We start from the raw sequence: 12918 nt of genomic DNA, 5'->3' as shown, positions 1-12918 counted from the left end.
CATCTTCATTCCACAGCAATCCTCAGTGCAGCCGCGCATGCGAACGGCGCCAGCGCAAGTGCGCCCAGCAGGCCCCCGCCGAGCAGCAACAGGTGGGCATTCGCGCCGACACCGCCGAGCAGCGCATCCACCGAGCCGGCGCCGAAGATCAGCACCGGCACGTAAAGCGGCAGCACCAGCAGCGCCAGCAACACGCCTCCACCACGAAGCCCGAGCGTGAGCGCCGCGCCGATGGCGCCGAGCAAGGCCAGAATCGGCGTGCCCAGTGCCAGCGACAGGGTCAGCACGCCGAGGGCCTCCTGCTCCACGTCGAACAGCAGCGCGAGCAGCGGCGCCACGATGACCAGCGGCAAGCCGGTGACGATCCAGTGCGCGACGATCTTGGCGCTGACCCACAGCGCGGCCGGCTCCGGTGAGAGCAGCAACTGCTCCAGCGTGCCGTCGGCGTGGTCCTGCGCGAACAGGCGGTGCAACGAAAGCAGCGTCGAGAGCAGGGCGGCCACCCACAGCACGCCAGGGCCGATGGCCCGCAGCTGGTTGGTTTCTGCCCCGACACCGAAGGGGAACAGGCACACCACCACCACAAAGAACGCAAGTGTAACAAGGACATCGGCCCGGCTGCGCCACGCCAGCATCAGATCGCGCCGCAGCACGGCAGTGAATGCGCCCGGACTGCTCACGCGGCTACCTCGGCAAGGTCGAGCACTGCGGGCGGGCGTGCAAACGGGGCGTCCTGATGGGTGGTCAGCACCACCACGCCACCGTTGCCGCAATGCGCTTCCAGCGTGGCGGCCAGATCCGCCACGGCGGCCACGTCGAGCGCCGTGAAGGGCTCGTCGAGCACCCACAGAGGGCGTTGCGCAGAGAGAAACAGACGGGCCAGCCCGACGCGGCGGCGTTGGCCTTGCGACAGTACCTTGGCCGGCAGGTCGAGTTGCGCGCCCAGGCCGATACGTGTGAGCGCATCCGTGCAGGCGGCTTCGCTGACGGCGTCGCCGACGGCAGCACAGGTGAAACGCAGGTTCTCGAGCGGCGTGAGCAGGTCGTTCAGGGCTGGTGCGTGGCCCAGGTAGAGCAGTTCGGTGTGAAAGTCGTCGCGCACGTGGCGGATGTCGTGGCCGCGCCAGCTGACGGCGCCGTATTCGGGCTGCGCCAGACCGCACAGGATGCGCAGCAGGCTGGTCTTGCCATAGCCATTGGGGCCGGCCACACGCAGCATGCTGCCGGCCTCGAGAGTGAGGCCGAGCCCTCTGAACAGCAGGCGGTCTCCCTTCAGACAGGCGAGATCAGTGGCGGCGAGCATGGGGCGCAATTGAACCATAGGCGCCCTGATTCAGGGGAAACTTACATGCCTTGTACTGCGCACGATGGGGCGGCTCAGGAGTCGGCACTGTCGAGCATGGCGCCGACGATGTCGGTCATGGTGACGATGCCGGCCAGCTCGTTGTCGGCCGTGACCAGAATGCGGCGGATGTCGAAGTTCACCATCATGCGCGCAGCGTGTTTGATGTCGAGCTCGCGCGAGATGGTCAGCGCCGGTTTGGCGCAGATGTCGTACACATTGAGCAGGTCGATGTCGCCCTCTTCGGCCACGATGGCCTTGAGGATGTTGTTGTACGTGATGATGCCGAAGGCGTCGTGTGGGTGGCGCTTGAGCACTACCAGCGCCTTGAGTTTCTTCTGCTTCATGACGCGCATGGCGTCACGGATGGTGGCCAGCGCGGAGATCGTGACGACCTCCTTCACCATGATGTCCTTGACCAGCATGTTTCCTCCTCGGGCCGTGGGCCTCAGATTTCGTCCTTGATCTTCTCTTCGAACAGCGTGATCTGGCCGGTGTCGATGCCGGCGATGTGCTCCAACGGAATGGTGAACAGCACGCCGTTGCTGGTGGTCTTGAGGTTCAGCTCGCGCGTGATGTTCTTCATTACGGTGAGCGACAGTTTTTTCTCCAGCACGAACAGCAGCACCGATTGGCCACCCTCATAGGTCAGGCCCAGAAAGGTTTTCTTTTCCTGTGCGCCGATGCCGCGCGCAGAGAGGATGGTGACCCCCCCGGCGCCGGATGCCTTGGCCACGTCGATGGCCTGTTCCTCGAGCTCTTCCGCGAGGATTGCGACGAGTGCCGAAAACTTCACGATTCCCCTCCTTCCTGAGTGCGGACGATGCGCTCCGCGATGATTGAGTACAGCATCACCGTCACCACCGGCACGATGGTGGCGAAGGCGACCAGACCAAAGCCGTCGATGAGCGTGCTGCGCCCGTCGATCTGCGAGGCCAGCCCCATGCCCAGCGCGGTCACCAGCGGCACGTTCACCGCCGTACTTCCGGCGCCCCCTACATCGTAGGACAGTGCCACGATGTACTTGGGCGCGAGCAGCGTGGTGAGGATCAGCAAGGCCACCACGCCGATGAAATACAGGTGAAAGTCGTCGCCGACGATGATGCGGTGCGCGCCCACGGTGATGCCCAGCGCCACGCCGGTGGCGGCGATGAGCCGCACGTGCGTGGCTTTCAGGCGGCCGCGTGCGGCGCTCTCGGCCTGTTCGCCGATGGCGATCAGCGCTGGTTCGGCCAGTGTGGCGGCCAAGCCGGTGGCAAATGCGAACAGGTACACGAACAGCATGGTGTCGAAGCCGGCAAGCTGCACGGCCATGCGGTCTCCGATGGGAAACAGCCCGAGCTTGAGCCCGACCACGAAGGCGTACAGGCCCGCCACGACCATCACGAAGCCCGCCATGGCGCGCTTCACGTGGGTGATGTGGCGCTGGATGACGAGGTACTGGAAGCCGACGATCACCGCCACGATGGGCAGCACGTCGAGAAACATGCGAGCGATCTCGAAGGCCACGGTGAGGATCGGGCTGTCCTCGGCGCCGGAGGCCGCCTGTGCGATCACGGCCGTCGACACCTGCGCGGCGCTGTCGGCAAAGCTGTAGACGTAAATGCCATAGAGCTGCACGGCGACCATCGGCATCAGCACTACCATGCCGAGCAGGCCGAAGCCATGCATCAGCGCGTTGCGGCCACGCAGCGAAGCGGCCAGGCCGACGCCCAGCGACACGATCAGCGGGGCGGTGATGACGTTGGTGGTGACGCCGCCCGAGTCATAGCCCAGGCCGATGATCTCGGGCGGCGCGAAGAAGGTCACCGTTACCACCGCAAGGTAGCCGACGATCATGTACATGTGCACGTTGTGTCCGAGCAGGGTGCGCATCACCCCCAGCGCCACCACCGCGCCCACCGAAGTGGCGACGAGCACACGCAGCGTGAGCGCGTGGATGCGCCCGCCCGAAACGTCCTGCGCCTGCTGTGCCACGGCGATCAGCGCCGGCTCGGCGATCACCGCCGCAAAGCCCAGGCAGAAACCGAAGCAGATCAGCAGTGGCAGCGAGCCCTTGCGTGCGAACTCGTTGGAGAGATTGCGCGCTACCGGGAAGATGCTCAGCTCCAGCCCCTGCAGGAACAGCGCCAGACCGAACACAACCAGCACCATGCCGAAGGCGATCTCGGGCAGGCCGTCGGGAATTTCCTGGATGACCGCGAGCTGGAAGAACGCCACGACCGCCACGATGGGCAGCAGATTGCGCAGTGAATCGCGGATCTGGGCGATGAGTTCGTTCACGTCGTAGAGCGGGTGGCTGAGGCGGTGGTCATGCGAACGTGCCCATGAAGATGGCCGGCCTGGGGATCGAAACAGATGCGTGAAGGATCATACACGCGCCATGTTGGCCGCTATTGACATGCATCAACCGGGGCGCCCGGTTACCATGCGGCTTCCTGCATATGCTCGGAGTAAGCCATGGGAATCGAAGTGGGCGGAATCCTCGGCCTGATCTGGCTGATCGTCGTCATCTGGGCCATCGTCAAGGTGGCAAAAAGCAGCGCCGGGCCGTTGCCCAAGCTGCTTTGGATCCTGATCCTGCTGTTCATGCCGTTGTTGGGCTTTATTCTTTGGCTGTTGCTTGGGCCCAAGGGCAATTAGTTCGCGTTGCGGGCGGTGCCCGCAACGCCATCATCATGGATAATCGGGAATGGCATGCCATTCTCGTATCGAGCTCGTTTTAAATGACGCAAACCTTGCCCCCTGACGACCCCGCCGTGGCGGATGGGTCGGATACGCCTGCGGCGTACACCTTTGCCGACATGTATCTCCAGCCGGGTGATCGGCTGCAGATACATTGCCCGACTCATCCCGATAAAGCGCGACACATCTCGCGGGTGGTGGGCTATGTGCCAGGGTCGAGCTTGATCGTCACCGTGCCTGCGCCGCGTGGCGTGCGTGCCGAGTTCATCGAAAACGAAGTCGTCGTCGTGCAGGCTTTTTCGCGCAACTGTGCATTTGCCTTCAAATGCACGGTGCTCAACGTGTGTAGGCGTCCGCTCGACTACATGCATCTGACCTTCCCCGACCGCATCGACGGCAGCATCATCCGCAAATCCACGCGGGTGCGCGTGGCGATCGATGCCGTCGCCAGTACTGCCGACGGTGAAGCAGCCGCGGTGCGGCTTGGCAACATCAGCGCCACCGGTGCCTTGTTGATCGGGCAATCCGATCTCGGGCAAGTGGGCGACAGCGTGCGCGTGGCCTTCAAGGTCGAGCTGCACGACGTGATCAGCGAAATCGCCACCGACGCATCGATCCTCAACGTCTGCGGCGACGAAGACGTCTTGCAGTACGGTGTCGAGTTTCGCGACCTTCCTGCGCACGAGCGCATGATTCTGCGCAGCCTGATTTACCAGCAAATGATAGAAAATCCACGAACCATCACCTGAATTCGCTTCCTCTGCCCTTTCAAGCCAGCCATGCAGCGATAAACTGACATGGCAATCTATAGGTGCGGGAGGCTCTTGTGGCGCACGGTGGAGGCAGGTTCTGGCGGTACGTAAGGCATTCGGCCCTGGCCAGTCTGCTATGTCTGCCATTGTTCGCACTCTCCGCGGATGTGCTCCGTGTGCTGGCGTGGCCGGGGTACGCCGACCCGGACGTGGTCGCCGCGTTCGAGAAGCGTCACGGCGTGCGCGTGGAGATCAGCTTCATCGATTCCGACGACGCGTTGTGGCAACGCATCGCGTTGGATGAGGGCGCATCTTTCGATGTGTTTGCGGTCAATACCGCCGAATTGCAGCGTTATCTTGCGCGTGACCTCGTCGCACCGATCAACCTGGATGCCGTGCCCGCGCGGGCTCGGCAGCTTCCGGCCTTTCGCGATCTCGACGCCTTGCCCGGTGTAATGTGGCAGGGCCGGCCACATGCCGTGCCGTATGCCTGGTCGGCGATGGGTTTGATCTACGATCGCAAGCAGATCACCGAATCGCCCGACAGCATTGCCGCGCTGTGGGACGCGCGTTGGCGCGGCAAGGTGCTCGCATACAACGGCGGTTCCCATAATTTCGTGCTGGCTGCGCAGATGCTCGACGTGCCCGATCCGTTTGCGCTGCAAGAGGGCGATTGGGCCTCGGCCGCGGCCATCTTGATCGACCTGCGACGCAACGTGCTGAGCTTCTACACCTTGCCGGACGATTCGGTCGAGCGTTTCATGCGCCACGGGGCCGCGTTGATGTTTGCCAACTACGGCACGCAGCAACTGCACATGTTGCGCGAGGCGGGTGCCGATGTCGGCTACGTGCTGCCGCGCGAAGGGGCGCTGGCCTGGCTGGACTGCTGGGTGGTGACGCGGGCGGCGCAACAGCCGGCGTTGGCGCATGCCTGGATCGAGCACATGCTTGGGCAGCAGGCTTCGGATGCGCTGACCACGCGCCACGGGCTGGCCAACACCGTCATGCATGCCGCCGAGGCGACTGACGAGGCGCGGCTGCTGTGGCTACGCCCGGTCGAGGATGTCGAACGCCGTACCCGCCTCTGGCGCAAGGTAATGTCGGGCGACCGTCTTGAGCGGGTGTTGCAGCCATGAGACTTGGTATCGCGCACAAGCTCGCCATATTGCTGGCGGTGGTCGGTGTGGTGGCCGCCGGAGTCACCGGCTATTACGGCTATATCGAAAGTCGCGCGGCAATGGTCGCGGCGGCCGAGAGCCAGTTGCTCAATACCACGCATCTGATTGCGCGACGCGTGGCGCTTTCGCGCGAGGAAATCAGCCGCACTTTGCTCGTCATGGCCAATCAGCCGGCCGTGCGCGCCGCCTTGCGCGGCGATGCCGTGGCGCTCGACCAGGTGGCGGAGTTCTACCGTTTGCTGATGCAGGCCAACCCGGCCTACTTCCAGCTGCGGCTGATCAGTGCGGCAGAGCATGGCTTGGAGAGAGTCCGCGTCGAGCGCAGCGACGTTGGCGTGCGCCGCATCGAGGGCGACGCCCTGCGTGAGAAAGGCCATCATCCTTACGTGTACGAGACGCTGCGATTGCCCGCCGGTCACACATGGCTGTCACGCATCACCACGCATCAGGAAGAGGGTTCGGTCATGCAGGCCGGGCAGCCGGTCGCCGTGCTGGCCATTCCGGTGATGGACCGCGCGGGGGCTGCACTTGGCGTGGTGGTCCTGAACATCGACCTGAAAGGCTTGTTTACGCTGCTTTCGGCAGACCTGCCGGGGCATTTTCGCCTGTACTTCGCCAACCACCGCGGCGATTACCTGATCCACCCAGATGCTGCCCGTAGCTTCGGCTTCGAGCGCGGCCGGCGTTACTTGGTGCAAGATGAATTTCCCGAGACCAAAGCGCTGTTCCGATCCGGCGCGGGAGCCGGCGACCTGGTGACCGAAGCGCGCACCGGTGAGCATGCCGAAAAGCCCTTGCTGGTGGCATTTCTGCGGCGGCAAGTCATCAATATTTCGAGCGACGAGTCGAGCTTCACGCTGGGCGTCTCGATGCCGTATTCCGCAGCGACGGGGCAGGCCGATCACCTCGCAGCGGTGGTGCTGCGACTGGTGCTGGCTCTATGTCTGGCCTGCGTGCTGGTGGCGATCGTCATGGCGCGCGCCGTGACGCGTCCGATCAAGATGCTTCAGCGCGCGTTAGCCCCGTTTGATAACGGGCGACGCCAAGTCCAGTTGCCCGTCGAGCGGCAGGACGAAATCGGTGAACTGGCGCGTCGTTTCGAGCGCCAGCGGCTGGAGATCACCGGCCAGTTCGAGGAGCTGGAGCGAAGTCGCAGCGAATTGGCGCATCTTGCCAGTCATGACCCCCTGACCGGCTTGCCCAATCGCTCGTTGTTCGCCGACCGGGTAGCACAGGAAATTTCCGCCGCAAGGCGCTCGGGCGACCGCCTCGGCTTGTTCTTCATCGATCTGGATCACTTCAAGCCCATCAACGATCAGCTCGGCCATGAGGCCGGGGACATATTGCTGCAGGACGTGGCCCGCCGCCTCACGGCCTGCGTGCGTGAGTCCGATACGGTGGCGCGTCTGGGCGGTGACGAGTTCGTGGTGTTGCTGCGCGAAGTGCAGCAGCCCGAAGATGCCGCCGCCGTGGCCGACAAGATCCGTGAGGCGCTGCGCGAGCCCTTTGATCTTGGTGGGCATGCTGCCACTATCACGGCCTCCATCGGCATCGCCCTGTTTCCTGACCATGGGGAAGAGGTGGATGCCTTGTCCCGCCACGCCGATCGAGCCATGTATCAGGCCAAAGAGGCCGGTCGGGACACCGTTGCATTTGCCAAGGCGTAGGTTCTGCATGATCAATCGAGTTTCTGTTCCGCTTTGGCGCGGCGTGTCGGCTTGTCCAGACCGCCGAGAGAGGGGCTGATGGGCAAACGCAACGCCATCAGCACGACCACCTGCCCCTGCGGCCGAGCCTTGTCGCTTGCGCAGTGCTGCGGTCGCTATCACGCCGGTGAGCCCGCTCCCGATGCCGAAGCGTTGATGCGTTCGCGCTACAGCGCTTTTGCGCTGGGACGGGAGGACTATCTGCTGGCGACCTGGCATGCCGACACGCGCCCGCCCTCGCTGGAGCTTGATGCCGGGCCCAAAGCGGTGTGGATCGGTCTCGAGGTCAAGCGACACGCGGTGACTGGTGAGCATGCTGCCGAGGTGGAATTCGTGGCTCGATGCCGTGTTGGCGGCCGCGCTCAGCGCATGCACGAGACCAGTCGATTCGTGCAAGAAGGCGGGCGCTGGTTCTACGTTGATGGCGATCAGCACTCGGGATGAATTAGTTCACCCTGCATAGTGGATAACCCTCTGGCTTACAGGGTTGCCGATACAGTATGCTGACCGGATTGTCGGGGTCTTTGAGCGAACGCACGTCGAGAGAGCGGAGGACATGGCGCAGCTGCTGACCATACGAGCCGGGCGGCACGGAGCGAGCTCTGCGCATGCTGCCGCAAGGCTGCCGGAGGGGTGATCACGTGCGTGTGATTCCGCGCTTCGCGCCTGCCACCATCGCCATGCTCTACGCCGCGTTCGCGGTGTTGTGGATCGTTGCCTCGGGCACCGTGCTCGAAATCGCCGTCGCCGATCCGGTTTTGCACAGCCGCCTCGAGATCGCCAAGGGCATTGCCTTCGTCATGTTCAGCAGCGCTTTGCTGTATGGCCTGATCCGTTCTCGGCGAGAGGTGGTGGAGGGTGCCGTCGAGGGCGCTCTGGATGACCCCGCCATCACTGACCCCGGTCAGTTGGCGATCACCCTCGTGTTGATCGCGCTGGCTGTGCCGCTGCTCAGTTTTGCGGTGTTTTCCCTCAATGCCCGGCAGGCCGAACAGGATACGACTGACAGCTTGCAGGCGATTGCCGGCTCGACGGCCCAGCAGATCGAGGGCTGGCTGGCCGAGCGGCATGGCGATGCTGCGACGCTGGCGGCCAGTCGCGGCTTCATTCGACAAGTCATCGAATTGCAGCGCGACGGTGCTTCGCCCGAGCGCGAGGCCGTCATCGAGCGTCTGGCCGCGCTGCAGAAGGTCTTCGCCTACGACGCGGTGGCGGTGCTGGATGCGGCCGGCAGGCCGATGGTTGCGGCGGGGAAGTCCTTCGAGCTGGATGGCCGTTACCGCGAATTGATCTCCGCGGCCATGCAGGCCCGCAGGCCGATCATGGGCGACGTGCACCGCGACGCTGAAGGCTTGCATCTGTCATTCGCTGTGCCGTTGCACGCAGAACGTACCGGGGAACCTGTGGGGACGGTGATTTTGCGTTCCGATCCCGGCCATTTCCTGTTTCCGCTGATTCGTTCCTGGCCCCTGCCGGGCGTATCCGGCGAGGCCTTGCTGGTGCGTGCCGAGGGCGAGTTCGTGCTGTTCCTCAACCCTCTGCGCCATGGCGATGCCGAGGCCATGTCTCTGCGCCTTTCACTGGATGATCCGCAGCGCGCTGCCTCAGCGGCGTTGGCGGCGGAGGCAGCGGGCACCGTGATCGGTACGGACTATCGAGGCAAAAGCGTGATGGCGGCCTGGAGTCCGGTGAATGGCACGGGCTGGCGCGTGATTGCCAAGATCGACAGCGATGAGGCCTTGCGCCCGGCCTGGGTCACAGCGTGGTGGACGGCTGGCGTGGCCTTGCTCGGCGTGATCTTCGTCATACTTGTGGTGGTGCAGATGTTCCGCCAACAGCGTGCCACCCAGCGCATGCAACTGGCGTTGCAGGCCGACCGCCTGCTGAAGCACTTCTACGATCTGCCGTTCGTGGGCATGGCCATTACATCGGCCGGCAGTCAGCGCTGGCTGCGCTTCAACGACCATCTGTGTGCGATGTTCGGCTACAGCACCGCCGAGCTGGCGCGCCACAACTGGGACAGCCTTGGCCTGCCTGAAGATGCAGAGCGTGGTCAGAGCGAATTCGCCTGCATGCGGCGTGGTGAGCTGGACAGCTTTGCGTTTGAAAAGCGCTTCGTGCGCAAGGACGGCAGCGTCTTCATCGGCAGTCTCGACGTCAAGGCCGTGCGCAAGCCCGACGGGGCGCTCGACCACATCGTCACCACCATCGAAGACGTGACCGAAAGCCGGCATGCTGAAGAGGCGCTGCGCGAAAGTGAAGAGCGTTTCCGGGTGCTGTTGCAGAACGTGCCCTCGGTGGCCGTGCAGGGCTATGCAATGGATGGCACCACGCGCTACTGGAACCGTGCCTCGGAAAAACTGTACGGCTACAGCGCCGAAGAGGCGATAGGGAAAAGCCTTTTCGATCTGATCATTCCTCCCGAGGCGGCCGGTGAAGTGCGGGAGGCCATGCGCCGCATGGGGCAAACCGGCGAAGTCATTCCGGCGGGCGAGTTGTCGCTGATGCGCAAGGACGGCTCGCGGGTGACGGTATTTTCGTCACACGCCGCGGTGCGCATGCCGGGGCGCGAGGTCGAGTTGTTCTGCATCGATGTCGACCTGAGCGAGCGCAAACAGGCCGAAGAGGCACTGAGAGCCAGCGAAGCCGAATTCCGCACGCTGGCCGAGGCCACGCCGCAAATCGTCTGGGTGACCTTGCCCGACGGCCAGCACATCTATTTCAACCGCCACTGGATGGCCTTCACCGGGCTCACGCTGGAGCAAAGCATGGGCTTCGGCTGGAACGGGCAGTTTCATCCGGCGGATCGCGAGCGTGCCGCCCGGCAGTGGCAGCAGGCCATCGAAACCGGTGAGCCGTACGAGATCGAATACCGCCTGCGTCGCCACGACGGGGTGTATCACTGGATGCTCGGGAGGGCCTTGCCGCTGCGCGACGAGACCGGCAAGACCATCAAATGGTTCGGCACGTGCACTGACATCGACGACCTCAAACGCACGGTCGAACGTCTGGACACCGCTCAGCGCATCGGCCACATCGGCGATTGGGAATACGATCTGGCCAAGGGCTCGTTCTATTGGTCGCCGCAGGTGTTCGATATCTTCGGGCGTGATCCCGCGCTCGGGCCACCGCGTGATCTGGCCGAGAACGACGCGTTGTACGACGAAGCCAGCCGGGCGATGCTGGCCACTGCGTTTGCCCATGCGCAGGAGACCGGTCAGGCGCAGGATTGCGAACTGCAATTCACCCACCCCGACGGCGAGGGGCGTTTCGTCAAGGTAGTGGCCGTACCGCACCGCAATGAACTCGAGCAACCCATCAGCATGCTCGGCACGGTGCAGGACATCACCGCCCAGAAGCGCGATGAACTGGCGCTCAGCGCACGCGCGAGACAGCAAGTGCTGGTGGCGACGCTGGGCCGTCTGGCCCTGTCGGATAGCGAACTCGACGAGGTTTTTCAGGCCGCGGCTTCGGCCGTTGCCGAGGGGCTGGGCGTGGAATTCGGGCGCCTGCTCCTGGCGGCCGAAGACGAAGCCTTCGAGGTGCGCGCCGGCGTTGGATGGGCTCCCGAGTGGCTGGGGCGCCATGTGCAAGCGGGCATGGGCTGCACGCATGCCAGTTTCGTGGTGGCGGCGCAGGGGCCGGTGATCATCGACGACTTCCGGCAGGAGGGGCGGTTTGCCGAGTCGGGCATGCTGGCAATGCACGGCATCGTCAGCGGCATCGATTCGCCGATTGGACGCCCGGACAAGCCGCTGGGCATCCTCAGCGCGTACTCGCGTTCCAGCGAGCGCTTTTCGCAGGACGACATCAGCTTCGTGCAGAGCATTGCCAATACGCTCAACACCGCGATCGAGCGTGCGCGCGCCAACGAGCGCCTCACCTACATGGTGCAGCACGACGCGCTCACCGGCCTGCCCAACCGCCTCTTGCTGACCGACCGCCTGAACATGGCGTTGGCACAGGCAGAGCGCAGCGGCAAGCGCCTCGCGCTGATGTTCATGGACCTGGACCGTTTCAAGAACGTGAATGACGTCTTCGGCCACGACGGCGGCGACATGATCCTGCAAGAGGTCGCGCGGCGGTTGCGCGGCGCGGTGCGTGCCTCCGACACCGTCAGCCGCCAGGGCGGCGACGAGTTTCTGGTGGTGTTGCCCGAGATTGACGGTGACGAAGATGCCGCGCGCGTGGCCGAAAAACTCATTGCGGCAGTGCTCGAACCCTATGAGTTGCAAGGCACGGAAGTGGTGCTTGGCGCCAGTATCGGCATCGTGTGCTACCCCGACAACGGGCGCGAGGTCGAGAGCTTGCTGCGCAATGCCGATGTGGCCATGTATGCCGCCAAAGACCAGGGGCGGGGCCGCTATCAGTTCTACTCCACCGAAATGAACGCCCGCGCCCACGAGCGCATGCTGCTCGAGGGGGATCTGCGTCATGCACTGGAGCGTGGCGAACTCTTTCTTGCCTATCAGCCGCAGCTCAATCTGATCAACGGCAAGGTCGTGGGGTTGGAGGCGCTGATGCGTTGGCAGCACCCGCAGCGGGGTTTGGTGTCGCCCGCGCAGTTCATCCCGATTGCGGAGGACAGCGGCTTGATCATGCCGATTGGAGCATGGGCGATGGAAACCGCCTGCCGTCAGCACGCCGAATGGCTTGCCGCAGGGCTGGTCGAAGGCACCATGGCGGTTAACGTGTCAGCCCTGCAGTTTCGCCAGAACGACTTCGTCGCCGCCGTGTCGCGCGTGCTTGAATCCACCGGCTTGCCGCCTGAAAAGCTGGAAATCGAAGTGACTGAAAGCGTGGTGATGCGTGGGGTGGACGAAGTGCGTGACAAGCTCGATGCGCTCGACCGCCTCGGCGTGAAACTCGCCATCGACGATTTCGGCACCGGCTACTCCAGCCTGAGCTATCTCAAGCAGTTCCCGCTCGATCGGCTCAAGGTGGACCAGTCCTTCACGCGCGGTCTGCCCGAAGACCGCGAGAGCGCCGCCATCGTGCAGGCCATCGTCGGCCTGGCGCGCAGCCTCGGGCTGGACGTGCTGGCCGAGGGCATCGAGACCGAAGGGCAGGCCGAACACTTGCGCGCGATGTTCTGCGATGCCGGGCAGGGCTATCTGTACGCGCGCCCCATGGACGGTAAAACCTGCGCCGAATTCCTCCGCAACACGTTCCGCTCCGGGCATTGAGGCGCTGGTTCCGATGCCCGCGTTTGTGCCCACCTCCGTGCTTTGTTAGTCTTGGCGCCCTTCGCAGGC

11 protein-coding genes are annotated in these 12918 nt (G+C 64.2%); 6 read left to right on the top strand and 5 right to left on the bottom strand.

Annotated elements, in window-relative coordinates:
• Positions 1-5: 5 nt before the first annotated feature.
• From ccmB to AC6H0W_RS01585, 5 genes are all read right to left on the bottom strand, one after another.
• Positions 6-680 (bottom strand): heme exporter protein CcmB, encoded by a 675-nt coding sequence (gene ccmB / locus AC6H0W_RS01605; protein WP_497575360.1) that lies wholly within the window; start codon positions 678-680, stop codon positions 6-8.
• Entirely contained in the window at positions 677-1303 is a 627-nt protein-coding gene (gene ccmA / locus AC6H0W_RS01600; protein ID WP_497575359.1) for a cytochrome c biogenesis heme-transporting ATPase CcmA, read from the bottom strand. The genes ccmB and ccmA overlap by 4 nt, the downstream gene beginning before the upstream one ends.
• Positions 1304-1377: 74 nt before the next feature.
• Positions 1378-1767: a CBS domain-containing protein gene (locus tag AC6H0W_RS01595; protein ID WP_497575358.1), complete on the bottom strand. Its 390-nt coding sequence runs from the start codon at positions 1765-1767 to the stop codon at positions 1378-1380.
• 23 nt (positions 1768-1790) lie between these two features.
• Positions 1791-2138, bottom strand: a complete 348-nt coding sequence (locus tag AC6H0W_RS01590) for a P-II family nitrogen regulator (protein ID WP_497575357.1) — start codon at positions 2136-2138, stop codon at positions 1791-1793.
• Complete coding sequence (locus AC6H0W_RS01585; RefSeq protein ID WP_497575356.1) at positions 2135-3625, bottom strand: DUF1538 domain-containing protein; 1491 nt, start codon at positions 3623-3625, stop codon at positions 2135-2137. Before AC6H0W_RS01585 ends, AC6H0W_RS01590 begins: the two co-directional genes overlap by 4 nt.
• Positions 3626-3802: 177 nt before the next feature.
• Between AC6H0W_RS01585 and AC6H0W_RS01580 the strand changes: the two genes are divergently transcribed.
• From AC6H0W_RS01580 to AC6H0W_RS01555, 6 genes are all read left to right on the top strand, one after another.
• The gene (locus AC6H0W_RS01580) at positions 3803-3985 is read left to right on the top strand and encodes a PLDc N-terminal domain-containing protein (protein WP_497575355.1); all 183 of its coding nucleotides are present in this window, start codon (positions 3803-3805) and stop codon (positions 3983-3985) included.
• A gap of 83 nt (positions 3986-4068) precedes the next feature.
• On the top strand, positions 4069-4776 hold the full coding sequence (locus AC6H0W_RS01575) for a flagellar brake protein (protein ID WP_497575354.1): 708 nt from the start codon (positions 4069-4071) through the stop codon (positions 4774-4776).
• A 149-nt stretch (positions 4777-4925) separates the two neighbouring features.
• Positions 4926-5915 carry an extracellular solute-binding protein gene (locus tag AC6H0W_RS01570; protein ID WP_497575353.1) on the top strand — a complete coding sequence of 330 codons (990 nt, stop codon included), beginning with the start codon at positions 4926-4928 and terminating at the stop codon, positions 5913-5915.
• Positions 5912-7624: a diguanylate cyclase domain-containing protein gene (locus AC6H0W_RS01565; protein WP_497575352.1), complete on the top strand. Its 1713-nt coding sequence runs from the start codon at positions 5912-5914 to the stop codon at positions 7622-7624. The genes AC6H0W_RS01570 and AC6H0W_RS01565 overlap by 4 nt, the downstream gene beginning before the upstream one ends.
• A gap of 78 nt (positions 7625-7702) precedes the next feature.
• Positions 7703-8107: a YchJ family protein gene (locus tag AC6H0W_RS01560; RefSeq protein ID WP_497575351.1), complete on the top strand. Its 405-nt coding sequence runs from the start codon at positions 7703-7705 to the stop codon at positions 8105-8107.
• A gap of 197 nt (positions 8108-8304) precedes the next feature.
• A complete protein-coding gene (locus tag AC6H0W_RS01555; RefSeq protein WP_497575350.1) occupies positions 8305-12849 on the top strand; it encodes an EAL domain-containing protein in 4545 nt (1514 codons plus the stop codon).
• The last annotated feature ends 69 nt before the right edge of the window (positions 12850-12918 follow it).

Source organism: Pseudazoarcus sp. NS20 (assembly GCF_059703745.1).
Note: the sequence above shows the minus strand (reverse complement) of the source record. Positions and strands in the feature narration are given on the sequence as shown.